Origin of the sequence: Pseudomonas sp. DG56-2 (assembly GCF_004803755.1) — a bacterium.
In the GTDB taxonomy this organism is placed as follows: domain Bacteria; phylum Pseudomonadota; class Gammaproteobacteria; order Pseudomonadales; family Pseudomonadaceae; genus Aquipseudomonas; species Aquipseudomonas auratipiscis.
On the sequence record NZ_CP032311.1, the window covers coordinates 5,143,264 to 5,164,171 of the forward strand.

17 protein-coding genes are annotated in these 20,908 nt (G+C 60.9%); 6 read left to right on the forward strand and 11 right to left on the reverse strand.

Going from position 1 to position 20,908, the window contains the following annotated elements:
* The first annotated feature begins 51 nt into the window (after positions 1-51).
* Both D3Z90_RS23645 and D3Z90_RS23650 read left to right on the forward strand, forming a co-directional pair.
* Positions 52-522, forward strand: coding sequence for a prepilin peptidase (locus tag D3Z90_RS23645; protein WP_136478302.1), 471 nt, complete (start codon positions 52-54; stop codon positions 520-522).
* Between the two features lie 110 nt (positions 523-632).
* The gene (locus tag D3Z90_RS23650) at positions 633-1,415 is read left to right on the forward strand and encodes a response regulator transcription factor (protein WP_136478303.1); all 783 of its coding nucleotides are present in this window, start codon (positions 633-635) and stop codon (positions 1,413-1,415) included.
* Between the two features lie 3 nt (positions 1,416-1,418).
* On the opposite strand, the gene D3Z90_RS23655 is transcribed toward D3Z90_RS23650, so the two are convergent.
* From D3Z90_RS23655 to cpaB, 8 genes are read right to left on the reverse strand one after another with little or no spacing between them, the layout of a single operon-like run.
* Positions 1,419-1,682, reverse strand: a complete 264-nt coding sequence (locus tag D3Z90_RS23655; RefSeq protein ID WP_136478304.1) for a DUF3613 domain-containing protein — start codon at positions 1,680-1,682, stop codon at positions 1,419-1,421.
* A 7-nt stretch (positions 1,683-1,689) separates the two neighbouring features.
* Positions 1,690-2,415, reverse strand: coding sequence for a tetratricopeptide repeat protein (locus D3Z90_RS23660; RefSeq protein WP_136478305.1), 726 nt, complete (start codon positions 2,413-2,415; stop codon positions 1,690-1,692).
* A gap of 14 nt (positions 2,416-2,429) precedes the next feature.
* A complete protein-coding gene (locus D3Z90_RS23665) occupies positions 2,430-3,317 on the reverse strand; it encodes a type II secretion system F family protein (protein WP_178084196.1) in 888 nt (295 codons plus the stop codon).
* 1 nt (position 3,318) lies between these two features.
* Positions 3,319-4,164 (reverse strand): type II secretion system F family protein, encoded by an 846-nt coding sequence (locus D3Z90_RS23670; RefSeq protein WP_136479034.1) that lies wholly within the window; start codon positions 4,162-4,164, stop codon positions 3,319-3,321.
* Between the two features lie 32 nt (positions 4,165-4,196).
* The gene (locus D3Z90_RS23675; protein ID WP_136478306.1) at positions 4,197-5,468 is read right to left on the reverse strand and encodes a CpaF family protein; all 1,272 of its coding nucleotides are present in this window, start codon (positions 5,466-5,468) and stop codon (positions 4,197-4,199) included.
* Entirely contained in the window at positions 5,465-6,655 is a 1,191-nt protein-coding gene (locus D3Z90_RS23680; RefSeq protein ID WP_136478307.1) for a pilus assembly protein, read from the reverse strand. Before D3Z90_RS23680 ends, D3Z90_RS23675 begins: the two co-directional genes overlap by 4 nt.
* Complete coding sequence (locus D3Z90_RS23685) at positions 6,652-7,902, reverse strand: type II and III secretion system protein family protein (RefSeq protein ID WP_136478308.1); 1,251 nt, start codon at positions 7,900-7,902, stop codon at positions 6,652-6,654. Before D3Z90_RS23685 ends, D3Z90_RS23680 begins: the two co-directional genes overlap by 4 nt.
* 20 nt (positions 7,903-7,922) lie before the next feature.
* On the reverse strand, positions 7,923-8,852 hold the full coding sequence (gene cpaB, locus D3Z90_RS23690; RefSeq protein ID WP_136478309.1) for a Flp pilus assembly protein CpaB: 930 nt from the start codon (positions 8,850-8,852) through the stop codon (positions 7,923-7,925).
* A gap of 322 nt (positions 8,853-9,174) precedes the next feature.
* On the opposite strand from cpaB, the gene D3Z90_RS23695 reads away from it, so the two are divergent.
* Complete coding sequence (locus tag D3Z90_RS23695) at positions 9,175-9,381, forward strand: Flp family type IVb pilin (protein WP_136478310.1); 207 nt, start codon at positions 9,175-9,177, stop codon at positions 9,379-9,381.
* Positions 9,382-9,429: 48 nt separating this feature from the next.
* On the forward strand, positions 9,430-9,837 hold the full coding sequence (locus D3Z90_RS23700; RefSeq protein WP_136478311.1) for a response regulator: 408 nt from the start codon (positions 9,430-9,432) through the stop codon (positions 9,835-9,837).
* 60 nt (positions 9,838-9,897) lie between these two features.
* Here the strand turns inward: D3Z90_RS23700 and D3Z90_RS23705 are convergent, their stop codons facing one another.
* Complete coding sequence (locus tag D3Z90_RS23705; RefSeq protein WP_136478312.1) at positions 9,898-11,562, reverse strand: ShlB/FhaC/HecB family hemolysin secretion/activation protein; 1,665 nt, start codon at positions 11,560-11,562, stop codon at positions 9,898-9,900.
* A 118-nt stretch (positions 11,563-11,680) separates the two neighbouring features.
* The gene (gene pbpC / locus D3Z90_RS23710; protein ID WP_371922234.1) at positions 11,681-14,035 is read right to left on the reverse strand and encodes a peptidoglycan glycosyltransferase PbpC; all 2,355 of its coding nucleotides are present in this window, start codon (positions 14,033-14,035) and stop codon (positions 11,681-11,683) included.
* Positions 14,036-14,139: 104 nt separating this feature from the next.
* On the opposite strand from pbpC, the gene D3Z90_RS23715 reads away from it, so the two are divergent.
* A complete protein-coding gene (locus D3Z90_RS23715) occupies positions 14,140-14,433 on the forward strand; it encodes a hypothetical protein (protein WP_133216558.1) in 294 nt (97 codons plus the stop codon).
* A gap of 69 nt (positions 14,434-14,502) precedes the next feature.
* Here the strand turns inward: D3Z90_RS23715 and D3Z90_RS23720 are convergent, their stop codons facing one another.
* On the reverse strand, positions 14,503-19,395 hold the full coding sequence (locus D3Z90_RS23720) for an alpha-2-macroglobulin (RefSeq protein WP_136478313.1): 4,893 nt from the start codon (positions 19,393-19,395) through the stop codon (positions 14,503-14,505).
* Positions 19,396-19,496: 101 nt separating this feature from the next.
* Between D3Z90_RS23720 and D3Z90_RS23725 the strand changes: the two genes are divergently transcribed.
* Positions 19,497-20,837: an MATE family efflux transporter gene (locus D3Z90_RS23725; protein ID WP_136478314.1), complete on the forward strand. Its 1,341-nt coding sequence runs from the start codon at positions 19,497-19,499 to the stop codon at positions 20,835-20,837.
* The last annotated feature ends 71 nt before the right edge of the window (positions 20,838-20,908 follow it).

Below are 20,908 nucleotides of genomic sequence, written 5' to 3' on the forward strand. Positions count from 1 at the left end.
CACCTGATTGACAGCATAGAATCATTCACAACAAAGGGATGCATTTCGCCGATGCAAAGTATTGTCCTGCTGATGTGGCTTGCCCTGTGCGCTGAACAAGACCTGCGTGAGCGCCAGATTGCCAACACCCTGACCCTGGGCGCAGCGACATGCGCGTTGGGATATTTGTTCATTAGCGGACACACCTGGATAGGTGCCGACGCCAGCGAAGGGGGCTGGGCGCTGGCGATCGTCATGCTCTTGACCCTGCCGGGCTACATGCTCGGTCGCTTCGGTGCAGGTGATGTAAAGCTGCTTGCGGCGCTGGCCCTGGCCACTGATCGCATGTACGTGCTGGGCACTTTTATCGGTGCCGGGATTGCGGTGTTGCTCTGGCTGGCCAGCCGCCGCTGGCTGTGGTCGCTTCTCAGTCAAAAGGTTAGGAACCGTATCAAGCAACTGACTGAGGACTCGTCAAATAAACAACCTTTCGCGCCGTTCATCCTTGCAGGGTTCATCCTCGCGGCGGTGTGGGTCCAGTAGTCGCACCGCGTGTACATAATCGCGAAGTCCGACTACTTTCTAGAGAGCCAGAGGCCAACTGCAAGGCTCCCGGCCCAAAGAAACAAGGACTTCTGAGCAGGGAGCAGCGCGTGATAAATGCCGTCGGTGAGGTAAAGATACTGGTGGTCGACGATCAACCTCTGGTCGTCGATGAGTTAAGCGAGTTTCTCCAAAGCAGCGGCTACTGTTGCGTGCCCTGCCTGTCCAGTTCCCAGGCCATTGAGTGTTTTGCCGCCGATCCCGCCATCGGCCTGGTGTTGTGCGATCTGCACATGCCGGAGTGCGATGGAGTAGAGCTGTTCAGGGCGCTCAAGGTAGTTGCCGGCCCGCATCGTTTGTTCGAAGCCATCATGCTGACCGGCGGCGATGATAAACAGGATCTGATCAGGGCGTTGCGCGAAGGCTTTGCCGACTACTACCAGAAACCCGTGAACCTGAACGAACTGCTCGAAGGCGTGCAGCGCCAGGAGGCTGCGCTGCAGCAACGCCAGCAGAGCTTCCAGCATTTAGGCGACCTGAACCAGAAACTGCAGTTTCTCGCCGACTCCATCGATGATCTCTATCAAGACCTGGAAAAAGCCCGCGGCCTGGGTGCGCATCGCCGTGCTACCGATGCTGAAGAGTCGATTGCCAACGACAGCCTTCCGAGCATTTTCGAGAAACTCTCACCTCGCCAACTTGAAGTGGCGCGCCTGGTCAGCAAAGGCAAGACCAACTACCAGATCGCCTGCGAGCTGGGCATAACCGAAAACACGGTCAAGCTCTATGTGTCGCAGGTACTGCGCCTGACCCACATGCACAACCGCACGCAGTTGGCATTGGCCCTGGCGCCAGGCAACTCACCGTTGCATCTGCGTGTAACGGCGCACTGACGATTACTTGTCGGACGAACCGACCGACTCCCAACGGTAGAAGTCCGGAAGCGCATATTTATAGCTGTCCAGCCAGCGCTGCATGCTCTGCTCGCGCTCCTTGGGCGTGGCTGTCTGCTGGATCTTCGAGGCTTGCCGGTTGCTGGCCTGTATCTGCAGCCAGGACTCGGTGACCGTTTGCGTCTTGGCTGATGGCTGTGGCTCAACTGCCAGGGCAGCCAATGGCAGTGAGCCTAAGGTAATCAGTAGTAACCCTGCTGGTTTCATAAACACCTCACTGTTGCCCGCGTGAAGGAGTACCGTCCTGGATCGCCGCCACCTGATCCGCAGCGACCGACGAGGTACCCGATTTTTTCAACAGATCGGCGCGCGATCTGGCCTCGCTGAATTGCGCGGGGCTGAGGTTGAAACGCGACACCAGATCAGCCGCCTGCTGCCACTTGTCCTGATACAACAGCAGGCTGACCAGATTGACAGCTGCCAATGCATTGTTGTCCTTGAGCTCAATTGCGGTTAGAAACTCGAAACGCGCCTGCTCGACATTGCCCAGATTGAGGTACACCACCCCCAGGTCATTGCGCACCTTCTCGTTGGTGGGCGCCAGGCGAACGGCACGCAGCAAATGGCGCTGAGCCTGCAGATTGTCACCGCGCGCTGCCGACAGTTGCCCCAAACCATGCTCCGCCTCGGCAGCCATGCAACCACCGAGCAAACTGCGATACAGCGACTCGGCCTCGCTGCGCCCGAGCAGCCGCAAAACCTTGGCCTTGCGCAGACGCACCTGGGCCATGTCGGCAGGCAATACTTCCAGATGGGCCAGGCTGGCATGGGGACGGCCTTCATTGAGCATTTCGTCCGCCATGCTCAAGGCCAACTCTTGGCTGGAATCGGGCTTGGCACAACTGGCACTGCTCCCCGGCAACGCCAACCACGGCCCGCCAGTCTCGGTGGCACAGCCGCCGAGCAATAACAGGCTCATGACTACCATGACTGCTTTCATCCATGCCTCTCCCTTCACGAGCCCATTGCTTTTGCCAACGCGGTGAAGCCGGGACCGGCCAGCACAATCAGCAAAGCAGGAAACAGAAACACCATCATCACCATCGACATCTTTGCGGACATCTTCGATACCCGCTCCTGCATCCGCGTCAGCCGCCGGTCGTCGAGCAGTTGCTTGAGCGCCAGCAGTGATTTCATCGCCCCGCCACCTTGGGCAAGCAACTGCTGAAGAATCACACAGGTGTCAGTGAACTCATCCACCGCCAACAGCTGTGCAGTTTTCTCAAGCTCCGGCGCCAACGCCAATCCGGAATCGACCCGAAGCAATATGCCGCGCAACTCTTCGCTGAGCGCTGGCAGCAGTTGCCGCGATTCCTTGCTCAACACACGCAGACCCTGTTCCACGGCCAAGCCTGATTCGAACAGAATGCGCAGCAAGGGAATGAAGGTCGACACTTCACTAATGATCTGTTGCTGACGTCGAGCTGCCGCCACTGCCAACACGCGTTTAGGCAGCAGGTAACCAATCCCCAGCGCACACATCGGCACCACGAGCCAAGCACTCTGGCTGTGCTGATAGAAGGTGTGCTCGATGGCCACGCCAACGCCCAGGGCCAGCACAGGCACACCTACCTGACACGCAGCAAACAAGGCGCGCTGACGGCTGCGCCGCCACCCCACTCGGTCGAGCAGCAGCCGGGTTTCCGCGTCGAAGTTAAGCAGTCGCTGGGCAAGCGCACTGCTGCCCACCTGTTGCATCCAGTCATCCAGGCGGTTGTCACGGTTCAGTCGACCTTGCAAACGCTGGGCGACCAGACGCTGCCTGCGGCGCTGGCGCAGAAACTGCCCGAGCAACAGCACAAACGCGGCGAAAAACAGGGCGGCACTGAGCATCAGGATCATTTCAGATACTCCGCAACATGCGCCACAGCACCAGGCATCCGAGCACCTGCAGGCCGAAAGCGCCGAGCAACATGAACTGGCCATCACTGTCGTTCCACATGGCCAATAGGTACTTGGGATTGCTGAACAGGAAATAGGCCGCCATCCCCACGGGCAAAAAGCCCAGAACCATGGCGGTCATCCGCGTTTCGCCGGTCATCGCTCGCAGTTGCCGGGCACCCTGCTCACGCTCGCGAATGAGCTTGATCAAATTCTCCAGCAACTCGCTGGCGTTACCACCGTAGCGATGATTGATGCGCAAGCCCAAGGCGAACAGACGCAGCTCATCCTGATCATAAAGCTCGGCAAGATCCTGCATGGCATCATCCAGATCCACGCCCATCTGCACGTTGCGCCGTACCCGCTGCATGGCGCCATGCAACGGATTGCGCGAAGCATCGATAGCGCCCAGAACGGCATCGCTCAACGTACGCCCCGACTTCAGGCTGCGCACGCTGTGGTCGAGCAACACCGGCAACTGCTCGATCATGCGCCGCAAACGCCGCTGGTAACGCCAGCCCAAGTACATGCGGAACAACAGCGGACCGAGCAGCAACAACGCGCCGCCCGCCGGCCAGCCCAGCATCAGCGCAACCAGTAACGACAACAGCGCCCAGCACAGCAGGTACGACAGCAGGCGATCATTGCGCCGCTCCAGACCGGCGCGTTGCATCAACTTGTCCAGCCAGTCGCGCCCGCTGGCCGTAGCGGGCGCGTTGTGCTGCAGCCGTCCAAGGCGCTCCAGCGTGCGCTCGGTTCCGGACTTGCGCATACCGCTGTAGAACAGCTTCAGGGACAGACCCAGCATCACCAGGCAGGTCACCCCAAGCAGCACGACAATCACGGCTGTGACTCGGAAACTACCCGGCGCAGCTTGTCGCTCGCCGGGTTCTGCGCTTCACGCAAGAAGCCTTCGCCGCTACGTCGATCGAGCCGGAACAAGGTGTTGGTGACATAGACATCATCCCGCACACCCACCACTTCCAGGACCTCGCTGACACACCGTCGACCGTCGGCCAGGCGCGTCAGTTGAATCACCACATCAAGGGCCGCGCAGATCATCTGGCGCAAGGTTTTTTCCGCCACCGAGCGACCGGTCAGGCCCACCAGAGTCTCCAGACGCAACAGCGCATCCTGGGCAGTGTTGGCGTGCACAGTGCTCATCGAGCCGTCGTGGCCGGTGTTCATAGCTGTCAACACGTCAAGCACTTCAACCCCGCGAATCTCGCCCAGCAGAATCCGGTCCGGGCGCATACGCAAGGCGTTGCGGATCAACTCACTGGATTTGATTTCGCCGTGGCCTTCAGCGTTGGGTGGCCGGGTTTCCAGGCGCACCACATGGGGATGGTCCAATTGCAGCTCGGCGACATCCTCGATGCTGACCAGCCGCTCATGGGGGCTGATCAACTGGCTGAGGATGTTGAGCAAGGTTGTCTTGCCGGTGCCCGTGCCGCCACTGACCAGAATGTTGCAGCGTCGCGTCACCGCCAGTTGGAGAAATTCGAGAATATTGTGATCGACCGTACGCGTGGCGAGCAGGTCTGCACTCTTGAGCATGTCCTTGCGAAACTTGCGGATCGACAGGCAGGGGCCATCCAGCGCCACCGGCGGAATAATCGCATTGACCCGGCTGCCGTCCGGCATTCGCGCATCGACCATCGGCGACGATTCGTCGAGGCGCCGGCCAAGGGGCGCAAGGATGCGTTGCATAACGCGCTCGACGTGATGGCCATCGATAAAACGCAGATCGGTCTGTTGCAGCACCCCTGCCCGTTCAACAAACACCCGATGCGGACCATTGACCAGAATCTCGGTGACACTGCTGTCGCGCAACAACACTTCCAGCGGACCAAAACCGGTCAACTCATCGACAATTTCTTCAGCCAGGCGCTCCATCTCGTAGCGTGACAACGCCAGGTGCAGACGGGCGATGTAATCGCCGACCTGCTCCATCACAAATTGCGCCAGCGCCGGACGCGAACCTTCCAGCAAATTGCGACCGCTGTCCTCGATGGCATCGATGATGTAGCGATGCAATGCTCGCTTGAGTCCCTGGGGATCGTTGCCCAGGTTATGCCGCGAACCGCCAAACAACTCATCGACGTTGCTCATTTATGCCCCCAAAGCCGATTGAACCAGTTGCCGCCGGGTGGTTTGTTGTTCTCCGATCGCCGTGCCAGCCGCTCGCCGAGTGCCTTGATCTGCTGAGTGAGGGTTTCTCGCGGGGCCAGTTCGAACAAGGTCAGGCCTTGGTTCTTGGCGTTCAAGCGCACGTGCGGGCTGTAAGGCAACACCACCAGCAGCGGCAAACCGTAGCGCTTGGCCAAGGCGTCGGAATCGGGCGCCACACCCTTGAGGTAGCGATCGACCAGCAGGCTGGCATGCTCAAGCTTCATACCCTTCTCCCGCCATTGAGCAAGCACGTCGAGGTTGCGCCGGCAGTCGAGGACATTCTGGTCGGTGTACCAGATCAACTTGTCGCAATGGCTGACAAAGGTCCGCAGTGCTTCGCTGTCTGCCTGGCCCGTGAGGTTCACGACGATATGCTGGAAATGCTGGCGCAAGGCGCTGAGCAACATGTACAGCTCAGCGGCACTGGTGCGCTCCAGCGGCTCATCACCATCGGCGTAGGCCAGCAGGCGCAGGCCGGAACTCTCGCAGGTAAAGGCACTGTCGATAAGCGTATTGTCCAGGCGGCGCAGATGGCGCAGGGCATCGCTGAAATGAAACGACGCCTCAAGACCGAGCAATGCCAGACTGTCCCCCCGCGGCAAGCCCAGGTCGAGCAACAAGGTCTGCTGGCCACTGCGCTGTACCACCCGCGCCAGGTGCGTGGTCAGCAAGGCACCATCGGCCGCGGCTTGCGCACCATACAGTACGGTCAAACCACCGAGGCTCGGATTGCTGGTGACTTGCGGCAAGCGCTTGCTCAAGCGTCGCACCAAACCGGCGACTTCGCTGGAGCGCGACCCGTAGGCGACAAAATCCCGCGCGCCGGCGCGCATGGCGTTGAGCACCAATTGGTTGTCCATGCCATCGCCCAGGGCGACTATCGCCAACATCGGTTTAGCTTCCAGCACGCCCTCGATGAGTGCGCACTGATTGACCACGTGCTCGCGATCCAGACCGACAAAAACCAGGTTGGCGAACGTCACGTCAACCAGCGCAAGCAGTTCATCGAGGCTACCGCTGGCGGCGCCGACCACCTGCCCCAACGGCGCCAGCGCACCTTGCAACCACTGCAGGTCGACCTCGTTTCGGGTGATGGCGAGAAAAGTCTGGCTCAAACTTTCGCTCATTGGGATAGCCCGCTGCGACCTTCAAAGTCGCCGTTTTCGAGAAAGAACAAGCGGCCCCAGCTTGGGTCGTAATTGCGCAACCCTTCACCCGGCAACGACGGTAGCTGGGCATTGGCGGCCAACGGCTGGACCAAGTGCGGGGTGACGATCATCAACAGTTCAGTCTCATCGCGCATCAACGTCGATTGGCGAAAGAACGCGCCCAGGATCGGAATATTGCCCAGCCCTGGAAACTTATCCACAGCCGAACGGGTGGTACTGCTGATCAAGCCACTGATAACAAAGCTCTCGCCATCGGCCAGAGAAATGCTGGTATCTGTGCGCCTCACCGTTAAACCAGGTACCAAGGTGCCGGCGATGTTCACGGCATTTGCGTAGTCCAGCTCACTGACTTCCGGCGCAACCTTGAGGGTAATGCGATCATGGCTGACCACCGTGGGTGACAACGCCAGGCGAATACCAAACTCCTTGTATTCGATCGACACGCTGTCGCTGCCACTGCTGGGCACCGGTATCGGAATTTCGCCACCGGCGAGAAAGCTCGCGGTCAGGCCACTGAGCACGACCAGACTGGGACGCGCCAGGGTGTAGGCAAACCCGCTGTTCTCCAAGGCGCTGATGGCCGCAAGAAAGCGGCTGCTACCACCGCCCCAGACGATATTGAAGACATCGTTGTCCAGCGGAATGCCGGCGATAGCGTCAGCAACATGGCCAGGCCGGGCCACCGTGTTTGGGGTCGTTCCAGGCGAACCGATCAAGGTGTTGTTGGAGCCCTTGAATAGAAAACGCGCACCGGCCTCCTTGAACTTGGTGCGGTTGACCTCGACAAAGCGAATGTCAGCCTGAACCTGGCTGGGCAGCGATGAATCCTGGGAAGGCGGCAAGGCCGTCGCCGCCATGTCCGTGGTGGCCACGCCTTTGACAAACAGCATGGCTTGGCGCGGGGTCTTCGAGCAGGCGGTCCAGAGCATTAGGCTAGTGGCGCCGGGGCTAAGGGCGGTGAGCACGACGGCATCGTCGCCACTGGCATCGACATCGACGATTTTCGAATCGCCCACTGCCACCCGGATAATGCTCACCGGTGCACGCAACTCCTGCTGCAAACCCTGATCGATTTCGATCACCTCGGGTAATTGCCCCAGCCCTGCGCAACCGCTACTCGCGGCCTGGGCCACAGAAACAGTCAGCCCCGCCCAGGGGATGACCCACAGCAAATACTTGATTGCCCGCACGGAACGACTGCTCATTTAAGGGCATCCTTGCTTGGTCAGGGAGTTGGATCGCTGGATTGGTTTCCGCGGATAATCTGCATGCCACGGCGTGGCGTTGAACTGGCAATCGAGGGCGCCGCGGGTGTCTGGGCAAGCTGGCTGAAGCGAAAGAGTTCGCGATTGGCGTTATCCACCACTTGATTGCCAGCGTGCGGGTCGGCCCAGTATTGAGCCAGGCGCTTTTCTTCGGCGCTGCGCACGGCCAGGCGCAGGCTGCCGGCCTGGGCGGCAAGCAGCAGTCGGCGGGTCAATGCCTCAGGCACCGCCAGGACCACGGTGCGGGCAGCATTGCGTTGTTGTTCCTGACGGGCTTTTTCATCCTGGGGCGGCGCAACCGGCTGACCGTCCAGGCCCATCCCCAACTGCTGGCCGACGCTGAGCAGACGCAATGCCGGCAATACCACCTGAGCGCTGGCCTGGGGGTTGTTGTTTTCCTCGCGCAGGTAGAGCAGCACATCGACGTAGTCACCGGGGCTCAACTGCCCCGCGGCGCCGACCACCTCATCAATGGCCAAGGCCAGCGCACGCTCGTGAGGATGGATCATTCGCGCCAGCGGCCCACCGGCTTCAAAGCTGCTCGACGCAAGCCAGGTGCCCGCACTGAGCGAACGCCAACTGCTACGGCCAAGCACTTGCTCGACACTCTGGAAACTGCCGGCAGGTGCGACGTGCAGGCGCTCAACCAGCAGGTCCTCAGCGCTCAATGGGGTGTAAGCGGCAACATCGCGACGCAACACCACCACCGGCTGACGCACCTCCTCGACCGCTGTCTCCACCACCTGTGCAGCGACGGGTGCCTGGGTCGACGCAACAGCAACAGCCACAGGCTCGGCAGGTGGGCGGCTCAGAACCAGGCCCCAATAGCCCGCCAGCAAGGCGCCGATCAGAAAAAAACCAGCGAGGATGATGGTAATGCGACTGCTCATGCCAACCCTTCCTAAATACCCGGGTTCATCCTTTGCAACCAGCTGTGAGGCAGCGCACAACGTTGACATCGGAAGTAACGATTTCGCTATTTGAAGGTAGCGCAGCTAAGTCAAAATGCCATTACCCGCCAGATTATTTTGCGTCGTAATCCCGGCACCCCCTAAAAACAACCGTTAGCCGGCGCCAAAAAGCCACTATCACTTTTGGATTAATACCTTCTTACATTTGCCGGATTTTCAGCCTTTGACGATGCTGTGGTGGCAAAGGGGAATCATCGAACAAGCCCCTGCCATCTGCGCCTTGCGCGCCAGGAGAAGTGCCATGCGTGTTTCCCGAATCTTCAAGAGCTGCAAAGAGTTCTTTTACCGCAAGGACGGTGCCTCGGGTATCGAGTACGCAATTGCGGCGGCGATGGTGGCAGTGGTGTTGACGAATTTTATCGAGCCAATTTCAAAAGGGGTCAGTGCTGTTATGACCAACATTGAAACCACTCTGGATGCTGCCAAGATCACAAATGAAAAGCCATAAAAGGCTCTTGCCAATCAATCTCCTAGATATCTACGAATGGGTATAGCCATGCCGATCTCCTCCCAACGTCAACAAATTCTCCTGGTGGATGACGAAGAGGACGCTCTGCTGGAACTTGCCGAACTGCTTGAGGGCGAGGGTTTTTGCTGCCACACGGCTACCTCGGTAAAACTCGCCCTGCAACAGCTCACCCGCCACCCGGACGTGGCGCTGGTAATCACCGATCTGCGCATGCCGGAAGAAAGCGGCATTTCCCTGATCAAGCGCCTGCGTGAGCACACCGCTCGCCAACACTTGCCAGTGATCGTCACCTCCGGCCACGCCGACATGGACGACATCAGTGACCTGCTGCGCCTGCAGGTGCTGGACCTGTTCCGCAAGCCGATCTATCACACCCGCCTGCTGGAAACCCTGGACAACCTTTTTCCAAAACCTCGATTGCATCTGGTGAACTGACGCGCGAAGCGCCGCAGCCCCAATGCGGGGCAAGCCCATTCCTGCCGGATACATCTGCAGCTAAAGCTGGTAGCTGAAGCTCAGGGTAAAGCGCGGTTGCCGATTGAGGCTGTCCAGGGCGATGTCCGACATCGGCTTGGCCGCCTCAACCGCAATGTTGTAGGAGCGTGCATCGCCAAACCGCAACCCCACCGCCGCCGACGACAGGCGCGAATCACGCACCTGCAACTCGTTGAACCAACTGCGCGCAGCATCTACCAGCACATACGGCTGAACCCATTTGAGCCAGTCGCTGCTGTACCTGAAGCTGTAGTTCAGCTCGTAGGCCGCGCCCCAGCCCTTGTCCCCCGATGCCTGGTCACTGGGATAGCCACGGCCGAAAGCCTGGCCGCCAAACACGGCACGCTCACTGTCGGGCAAGCTGTCGTTACTCCAGTACAACGCCGCTGAAGCCACGCCTTGCCAGTTAGCAGAAAAGTAGTCGCTTTGTAATCCGGATAAACGCAGGCGCAGAAAGTCCAGGTCGATATCGCTGTTGGTGTCTGCTGCGAAATAATCCATGCCCTGATAGGCACCGACACTGAGGATGCGCAGACGCCCATGGTCACTCTGGCGCCAGTCGCCTTCGAACGCCACGGCGCGCATATCCGTGCTGCTGCGGGTTTTGAGAGCGGAATCCAGTGCCTGGTAATGGCTTTGGTCGTTCACCACATACAGGCGCCCGGCAACGCTGAGCCATTCATTCGGTGAGGCGGTCAAGGTCTGGCTCAGGCCTGCGGAGTAGCGGTCGCTCTGGCGATGCTGCCGGAGATCGCTGCCATTGTTCAATCGCCGCAGAGCACTCAGGTCACCGCGATACTGCGAGGCAGAGAGGTTCAACCGGCTCCCCTCGCTGTCCAGGTATTGGTCGTAATCCAGGCGATAGTAATGCTCATGATCGTTGCCCGGCGGAAATAGCGCGCTGAAGCTCAATTGCTCAGCCATCGACGTCAGCGCGTTGCTGCTGACGCCCAAGAGCGCTTGAAGTCCTTCGCGGTTACCATCGGCTACATCCAACCGCGCCGAAAACGCTTGGTGCGCGGCCTGTACCAACAATGTATTGGCGCCATCGGCGGTGCCGGGCGCCACCTTAGCCTGCAGCGTGATACCCGGCACGTGGCTCATCAATGTTGTGTAGCGCTCCAAGGTCTTGCGCGTAAGCGGGCGCTCAGCCTTGAGCCGGGTGGCCACTTCACCCAGAAAGGTAGACGCCGGCCCAATGTCGCCTTGTAGTTCAAAGTCACCAATGTAGCCTTCAACCAAGACCACCTGTACCCGCCCATCAGCGAAATCCTGTGGCGGCAGGTAGGCGTAGGACAGCAGGTAGCCATCCTCCTGATAGCGTCGAGTCAGGCGTTGAGTTGCCTCGCTCAGTTCTGCCAGCGTGACGTCACGATCGACCAGCTCCTGGTAGTTCTCGCGCAAATCGCTCAAGGGGTAAACGGTGCCGCCGGTAAAGCGCACCTTGTGCAAGCGTATCCGGGTGCGCCTATCAAGTTGCAGCGACTGCGACGGCGGCACCGCTACCTGCAAGCTCGCGGAGGCAGGCCGGTAGCTGTCGATGGGCAGGTTGGCGGCAGGCAGGCTACGCTCGACTTCATTGCTGATCAGATAGGTTGGCAAGGGTTCTGCGCTCGACCCGCTCGCCCAACAAAGACTGAGTATCGCGACGGTCAACGGACGCATGTGGCGCTCCATGATCCCGACAAATTCGAGAACACCGGGACGGTTCCCTCGTCAGCTTCAAGCGTAGGTGGTGCCTGCGCTGACGTCTAATCGCAATAGGGCCTGACAGGCAGCCCCTTCATTGATTGATCTGGAACTCGACCCGCGCAGTCTGGCCACTCTCATCCAGCGCGCTGAGCTCTACACGCCCTGCCTGTTCAAAGCGGGCACTCAGCGATTCCTGCCCCTGCGATTCGCCCAGCGGTACGCCATTGAGGAACCACCAACGCCGACCATTGCCGCCCAGTGCGGACACCTCAAGGCGCAAGGGCTCGCTGCTCGACGCCGGACGCCGCAACTGATCACCCTGGCGCACCCCGACGATCGACAATGGCGGTGCGCTAGCCGGTACCTGGGGTGGGCAATCAGGATCAATTTTCGGCAGTCGCGCCTCTCGGCGTTCTACGCGTGGCAGCCAGGGTTCCAAGGGTGCCGGCCACAAGGCAATCTCACGGGGTTGAGCGCCGCTGCAACTGTGGTCTACCCGCTGCCCCTGGGCGTTTAGCCAGACCGTTTCACGCAAACCGACGCTCAAGGGTTGATCAGCTGCCAGCAAGGTCGGCGGGGCAGTGCCATCCAGGGTCCAGGCAAAGCGCTGGCGTCGGCAATTGTCATTCTGGCGAGCCATTGGTTGCCCGAGCGGCCAGCAGATTGCGGCCACGCCGACGTTGTCGGGTACTGCAGCCACCGGCACGGCAATGCCGCGCTGGCTGTCACGGTTACTCAACACATCATGCACCTGCAGCATCAGCGGCGCTGCCGACGCCAGGCCGAACTGCCCGGGCACCGGCGTACCATCGGGGCGTCCGATCCAGATGCCGATCAGATAACGAGGGCCGACACCAATCGACCAGGCATCACGAAAGCCATAACTGGTGCCGGTCTTCCAGGCCAGCAGGGGTCGCTGTACCAATTCGGCATGCGGGTCGCGGTCGGGGCGCGCCTGACCACTGAGAATACGCCGGATGATCCAGGCGCTGCCCGGCGACAGCAGACGCCGGTCAAGCAATGGCGCGTCTGGCTGCAGGCGCATCGGCGCACTCAAACCGCCGCGCGACAATGCCCCGTAACCGGCGACCAAATCCTCCAGGCGACTGCCCGCCCCTCCCAGAATCAACGACAGGTTCGGCTCCGCCAGTGGCGGCAGTGTCAGCGGCACGCCACCATTGCGCATCTGCGCCGCAAAGCGCTTCGGCCCGTAGGCTTCGAGCAACTGCACCGCGGGCAGATTCAACGACAATGCCAGCGCCGAACTGGCAGCCACCGGGCCACTGAAGCCCATGGAAAAGTTGCCTGGCCGATAATCACCGTAGCGCCTTGGCACATCCTGGAGCAACGACTCGGAATGAATCAGACCATCATCCATGGCCATGCCATAAAGGAATGGTTTGAGGGTAGAGCCTGGTGACCTGAGTGCAGTAATCATGTCGACATGACCAAAGCGGCGCTCATCGTTCAAGTCAACGGAACCCAGGTAGGCGCGCACGGCCATGTTCTGGGCTTCAACCACCAGAATCGCGGCCGAGGTACGTTCAGGCAGACGCGCGCGCCAGCCCAGTAACAGGTCTTCCAGGCGCCGCTGCAATGAGGCATCGAGCGTGGTACGGATCAGGGGCGGGCTGTGCGGCCGGTTCAGGCGTCGCGCCAGCAATGGCGCCAAGGCTGGTTCCTGGCGGGGAGCCAGAAGCAACGGTTCTTCCATGGCCTCGGCAATCCGTTGCTGCGGCCATACTTGATACTCGGTCAGGCGCTTGAGCACTTTGTCACGTGCCACTTGCGCGCGAGCCGGATGTCGGTCTGGGCGCAAGCGGCTTGGCGCCTGCGGCAATACCGCGAGCATCGCCGCTTCGGACGGCGTCAAATGCTGTGGCGACTTGCCCAGGTAAGCCCAACTGGCCGCGGCAACACCCTGCAAGGTGCCGCCGAAAGGTGCACGATTGAGATAGATCTCAAGGATCTGCGCCTTGGACAAATGCCATTCCAACTGCGCCGTGCGCCACAGTTGGCGCAGTTTTCCAGGCAAGGTGCGCGCGTGCGGGTCCAGCAATCGAGCAACCTGCATCGACAGGGTGCTGCCGCCCGACACCACCCGCCCACCGCGCAGGTTTTGCCAGGCAGCGCGGCCTAGCGCCAGCGGATTGACCCCAGGGTGCTGATAGAACCAGCGATCCTCATAAGTCAGCAGCGCCTGCAAATAATAGGGGGACACCTGATCGGCGCTGACCGGATAGCGCCAGACCCCTTCGGCATCGGCGAAGCGCCACAATGGCGTGCCGTCCTCGGCCAGCACGACACGTGCCAAATCATCAGCCGGAAGTGGCAGCGGCCACACCCGGTCAGCGATCCACAGCAGCGCAGCAAGCAATACCAGCACGCCCGAAACGACACTCAAGCGTTTCGCCATGGGGCTGAGCGAGCGAGCTAAGATGAGCATCAGACGTCCCTGTCAGCAGCAATGGGCAGGGAACCGAGCAGCACATTGGAAGGCCAAAGGTTTGGCAACGGCAGACTCGCCGAGACGATCATCAGGAAGCAACTATGCATGTAGAAGGTTTTTTCGAGTGGCTCGGCCAGGCCCTGGGGGCGCTGATCCGCTTTGTCGTTGATGGTTTGAGCGGGTTATTCAACCTGCTGGCCAACGCCGGTGGCAATTTCATCGATGGCCTGGCACGCACATTGGGCATGGACACCTCGCTGGTCAGCATCATCGCCCTGATCATCGGCTTGATGCTGCTGTACTCGGCCATCCGTGCCTTCATGCGTGCCTCGATCATTCTCGGCATCATCTGGCTGGTACTGGGGCTGTGGGTACTGAGCTGGATCATTCACTGATGGCAGTATCGCCCTTGTCGCTGCAGGCGCTGGCAAAGCCAACGCCTGCACAATCAGAGGGATGGTTACTCAGCGCCCCCTGACCACCATATCCCCTGCCGACTCACCCACCGACTGCAGATTAGGGCGATACATCGACTCTACTTGCGGTGGAGGCACACGGTAGGTGCCCGGCGTTACCGCCCGCGCCAGATAGAGCAGATGCGTGGTGCCATAGCTGTCCACCGGCAACGCTGCCACGTAGCGATCATCGCGAAATTCCTGGTGCACCAGGTTGGCATTCTGCATCGACTCTCGCCATTGCTTGACCGCGCTGCTGGCATTTTCCAGGCTCGCCGCGCTCTGCGCCAGGTTCTGGTTTTCCAGCTCCAGGCCTGCAGGCAACAGGTCGACAACCAACGCATCCGGCACCCGCGAAGTAGCGGTAACGGCCAGGTGCACCAGCACCAGATCGCCACTCTTCAGCGCGCGAATGTCCAGAGGCTGACCATTCATCCCCAGATACTCACGACGAATGTTCATTCCGGCGCTGCTCGGCGCCGGGGCGTGGCGTGGATAACCGGACAGGGTCAATTGCTGGTACAGCGTGTCGCTACTCTGGTTTTGAACCGTCAATGGCGAGGCCAGCAGCGGACCTTCAAGCTTAAGGCCCGACTGCGCGCTATCGAGGTCGCGTAGTTCACCGGCGCTATCCAGGCGTGCCGACCACTTGCCTTCGGGCTTGCTCAATAGACCGCGTCCAGCCAGGAACAAGGCGTTGCGCTCCTGAGTCGACAGCCACTGGTTGGCAGCCACTTGGTCAGACAGCTGGAACAAGCGTTGATCCACGCTGTTGGTGCCCAGGTTGTTTTCTTCCAGCAAGGCCAGAATCAATGCTTGGTCACGCACCGGGCTGCCATAGTCACCGAGCCATTCTTTGCTGTCGCGGCTAACCGCCAGGCCCGCCTGCAAGGCTTGCTGGGCACGCGGTTTGTCGCCCATTTTTTCCAAGGCAATGGCCAACTGTACCAATGGCAAGCCGGAGCGTGCATCGCTGCGTCGTTCGAACACGCTACGCAGGGCACCCAAAGGGGCCTGCTGCGTACGCGCAAGAACCAACGCTGCATATGCCTGCACCGCAAAGCGACTGTGCTCGGCATTGTTGCTGTAGTTCACCTCGATCAGGTTACGTTCCTGCAGATAACGCAGCAGGCGCTCGCTGGCCTTCTTCAACGCATCGGCCGGTACCGCGTAGCCTTGCTCGCGCGCGCGCAGCAGGAAGTCGGTGACATACGCGGTCAGCCAGTATTCTTCCTCGCTGTCCGAACTCCACAAGCCAAAACTACCGTTGTAGCGCTGCATCCCGAGCAGATGCTCAATACCCATTTCGATCTTGCGCTTGCGCACATCGGCCGGTTCTCCAGTGATCCCCAGGCGCTTGAGGGTTTCGGCATCGGCGTACAGCGAGGGATAAAGGCCACTGGTGGTCTGCTCCAGGCACCCGTAAGGGTAGGCTTCCAGGGCGCGAATCTGTTCAGCCAGGTTCAGCGGAGGTCGGCTGGACAATGCCAGTGTGGCCTCCAGCCCCGCCGGTTCGAACTCGGCCAGATCGGACTCCGGCAGGCTCCACGGCTGGTCGTTGAGCGCCACCCGATAGTGCTTGAGCATCGCCGGGTAAGCCGGGCGAATACCCAGGGTCCATTCACGGGTGAACGCCGCGGCCTTTTCACCAGGCAGTTGCAGGCCCAGCACTTCGACCTTGACCTTGCCCTGGCCCAGGCCGCCTGTGGCCTGCACCGGCACCAACAGGGTGACGCGCTTGCCCTGGGTCAGGTCCAGGGTTTGCTCGGCTGTGCGCATCAGATCCAATTGGCCTTCCGTGCTCAATCGCACAGTGAGCTTCTGCGCCTGGCCGGACAAGTTCGACATATCCAGTGCCAAGGTGGTGCTGTCGCCCCCCGCCAGGAAACGTGGCGCCGACAATTCGGCAATCAACGGCGCGGCCACCACCGTCTTGCCCTCGGCCACGCCATAGCGATCATCGGTCCAGGCCTGGGCCATCAAGCGCAGTTCGCCGTTGAAATCGGGGATATCGACGCTGGTCTCGCCTTCGCCGTTCGCATCCAGGGTGACCGGCGCACTTTGCTGGGCAACGATGGTGATGCTGGTGTTGGGTCGCTTGCCACCCTTGGCCATGGCCGCATCGCCACCGAAGGCGAGGCTGGCCAGACGGCCCTGACCGGCTTCGATCAACTGACCGTAGATATCCAGTTGGTCGGCGCCATAGGCCTTGCGCCCGAACATGCCGGTGAAGGGGTCGGGGGTCGGGTAGTCGGTGATATTGAGAATGCCCACGTCGACCGCGGCCAGCAGCACGTGTACCTGCTCAGGCACACTGCCATCGGCATTGCGCGCCTGCACCTTGACCGTCAAGGGCTGCTTGGGACGCATTTTTTCCGGTGCACTGAGGGTGACTGCAAGCTTGCGCTCGGCGCGGTCCAGTGGCAGGTGCAGCACGCCAACCGCGCGTTTCGGTGTGGCGTTTACCTTACGCTCGCCGGGACGTATCACCAGGGCGCTGACGTACAGGTCATGGCGGGCCCATTTGCGGTCCAGGTTGATGGCGAAAGTTTTGCCTTCAGCCGGCACATCGATCTCTTGCCACCACAGCGGACCTTCGCTCGACTCAACCATCAGGTAGCCGGTACCGGCAGCAGGAGGTGTGACGGTGACGTTGGCAGTAGCGCCATCCGCATAGGACGGTTTGTCCAGAGCAAGCTTGACCTGATCCGGGCGAACAGCGCCGCCGTCAGCGTTGTCCTGGGCGCGGTAGCCGGCCCAGAATCGCTCACTGGAAACCAGGCCGGTCTGCGGGTCTTCCACTTCAACCCGGTAGGGTCCCCATTCAACCTGGAAGTTGAGCTTGGCAGTGGACCCGCCCTTGACGTTGACCGTCTCCTCGCTCTGGGTCAGGAACTTCTCGTTGAAGTTGTAGCTCCAGCCGTCACTGTCGGAGTAGTTCCAGTAGTAGTCGCGGCGCTCGCGGATCAAGCGCACCTTGAGGCCATTGGCAGCCAACTTGTTACCGTCGCGGTCGGCAACCAGCACTTCGAACTCTACCGGGCCATCGCTATCGGTTTCTTCCCCGTCGAACAGACCACGCAAGCCCGGCAAGCGCTCGGCGGGCCAGATCGGCTGTTCCAGGCGCCGGGTGATCGGCCGACCACCGGACTCCTGCAAACTGGCCTGTACTGTCAGTTGCAGCGGCGAGCGCGCCTCGGACCACTTGCTCTCGATGCTCAGCGTGGCCTTGCCGTTGGCATCGAGATTGACTTCATCCAGCTCCAGATCCTGGGTCAGTTCCTGCTCGGTAATCGAGCCGAACTGATAGCCTGGCAACGCGGGTACCGCTTCGCGCAGCGGGCGCACATAGGCCTGGCCGCTCAAGCGGTTGCCCGAGGCAGGCGCGCCGTACAGATACCGACCATTAACGTCGATTTCAGCGCTTTGTTCAGGACTCAAAGGAACATCACTGCCTTTGAGCTCCAGGGCCAGGCGCTCAGGCAGGAAGTCTTCGACGAGAAATTCATAGATCTGTTTCTTGCCGCCCCCCAGATCGAACAACAGCTGCCAGCGACCGGTCGGCGCTTCAGTGGCCAACTGCAAATGGTACTGGTACAGGCCGTTGCTGCCCGGCTCCCATACGAATTTGCGGCTGATCTGTTCATCCGGCCGACGTACTTCAACGGTCACCGGCTGTGGCTTGATTGGGCGACCATCCTGGTCACGCAACAAGCCGTTGAGCAACACGGTTTCACCGGGGCGGTACAGGTCTCGCGGACCGAAGACGAAAAACTGCAGGGGATTGGCTTGCGGGCCGGTAATGTCGAACTCGGCCAGATCCAGCGCCGCACTGTTCAGGCGCAGCATCGTGGTGTGCACGCCTTGATGCGCCAACAGGGTTTCCGCTTTTGGCGGCATCGGCAATTGGGCATGGCCATCGCTGTCGGTTTTACCTTGGCCAACCACACGGCCTTCGGCGTCGAGCAGTTCGAGATTGACGCCGCTCAGGGCTTTGCCACCCTCCAGGCCCTGGGTAAACACGTCCATGCGGTTCTGATAGCGGTGAGCCGACACACCGATATCACTGAGGGTGAACAGCGTTGCCGGTTGCGAATAATCGTAGGTACCGGAAGCGCGCATGACCGCAAGGTAGACCCCCGGTTCCTGCAGTGGCTTGATTCCAGCAATCGGCAGCAACACGGTTTCGCGGGTGTTGCGTGCAGGGTTCAGGTCGAAGCGTCCGCTGTAGACCAGCTCGGTCATGTTCAGGGTTTCTTTCGACTGGTAGTAATACAAGCTGCTGTTGCGGCCCCAGGCACTGAGAAACGGCGAAAGCGACGCTGGCTTGACCCGGAAGAACTCGACATCGACCTTGTCGACGTTCAAGGCAATCACCGGCAACCCTTCGGCCAGGCGTGTCGGCAGCAGTGAGCCGCGACTGGCAAAACCAATGGTTGCCTGCATGTCACGGGTTTCCAGGCGACTTACCGATTCGGCGGCCAGGCGCTCGCCGTTGACCGCCTGCAGGCCGGCATCGATGGTCAGCACCAGCTTGCGCTGCGGCTCCAGGTGGCGCAGGCGCAGTTCCATCGCGTTGTCGGAGAGTTCCCAGGCACCATCGACCTTACCTTTGACGGTGTCGACCAGATGAACCCGGTCGGCAAAGTTCTGCTGCGCATCCAGCGGTACCGAGAACGTCAGGGACAGCGCACTGGCGCCATCGACCTGGACTTCGGAAACATCCACCACGCTCAGCTCGCGACCGGCATAACGCTTGGCCAGGGCCGCGGCATCTTCACGGGCCGGCTGGGCGACTTCCTGCGCCTGGGTTGGCGCGGGGGCCGGCTTGTCTGGGGCAGACGAGTCGCAGGCACTGAGCAAGGCCAGCGCACAGGCCAGCAACAATCCTTTGTTGAGCATGAAAGTAACTCTTTGGCAGCAGGTTCTGAGGGGAGAACTATATATCAACCAGGTCGTCACCGTACGCTGCGGCTACAATGTGCGGCTTGCCTGGAGCCGACATGTCCCAATTGCTGACCGACTGGCGCGACCGCCTGACCCACCGCAAGGTCTGGGCCCTGGCCGCACCGATGATTCTCTCGAACATCTCCGTACCCCTGGTGGCGCTGGTAGACAGTGCCGTGATTGGCCATCTGCCTCATGCCCATCAGCTTGGCGCGGTAGCGGTAGGTGCCAGCCTGTACACCTTCCTGGCCTTTTTGATGGGCTTTCTGCGCATGGGCTCTACCGGCTTTGCCGCCCAGGCTGCCGGGCGTGCCGATGGCGCGGCCTTGCGCCAGGTGCTGGTGCAAGGCCTGCTACTGGCATTACTGTTCGCACTGCTCCTGGGGTTGCTGGCCCTACCTTTCAGCCAGTTGGCCTTGCAACTGATGCAGCCGTCGGCAGCGTTGGAGCAATCCACCCAGGACTTCTTTCACACTCGCCTGCTGGGCCTGCCCGCCGCACTGGCGAGCTTCGCCCTGGTCGGCTGGTTCCTCGGTACCCAGAACGCCAGGGCGCCGTTGGCGATCCTGTTGACCACGAACCTGCTGAACATCGCCCTGAACCTGTGGTTCGTGCTGGGATTGGACTGGGGCGTACTCGGTTCGGCCCGCGCCTCAGTAATTGCCGAGTGGAGCGCTGCCCTGCTTGGCCTGGCCCTGACCCGCCCCGCCTTGCGCGCCTACCCCGGAAAAATCGCCTGGGCCCTGCTCGCTCGCTGGCAGAGCTGGCGGCCGTTGCTTGCGGTCAACCGCGACATCTTTATCCGCAGCCTGGCGTTGCAGGCGGTGTTCTTCCTGATCACCGTCCAAGGCGCCCGCCTGGGTGAAGCCACCGTTGCCGCCAACGCCCTGCTACTCAATGGTCTGCTGCTCACCGCCTACGCCCTGGACGGCCTGGCCCATGCAGTCGAAGCCTTGTGCGGCCACGCCATCGGTGCTGGCGATCGCCAGGCCTTGCGCCGTTCACTGACCGTGGCTTGCGGATGGTCGCTGCTGGCCAGCAGCGGCTTCGCCGTGCTGTTTCTGTTGGGCGGGCACCTGTTTATCAACCTGCAGACAGACATCGAAAGCGTGCGCACAACGGCGTACGAGTACCTGCCGTACCTGGCGCTGCTGCCCCTGGTTGCAGTCTGGAGCTATCTACTCGATGGCCTGTTCATTGGCGCCACCCGTGCCCGCGAGATGCGCAACGGCATGCTGCTCAGTGTGGCCTTGGCGCTGCCGGTGGCCTACGCCGCCAGCGACCTGGGCAACCACGGTTTGTGGATGGCTTTTCTGCTGTTCATGGCCCTGCGTGGGGTGACCCTGGGGGTGATGGGTTGGCAACTGCAGCGCCGGGATGGATGGTTTAGTCGCTGAAAATCACGGGGCTCGCCCTTCGGGTAGACAAAAGAAAATTCACACGTCCTCTTAGGACGCCCCCTGCATCA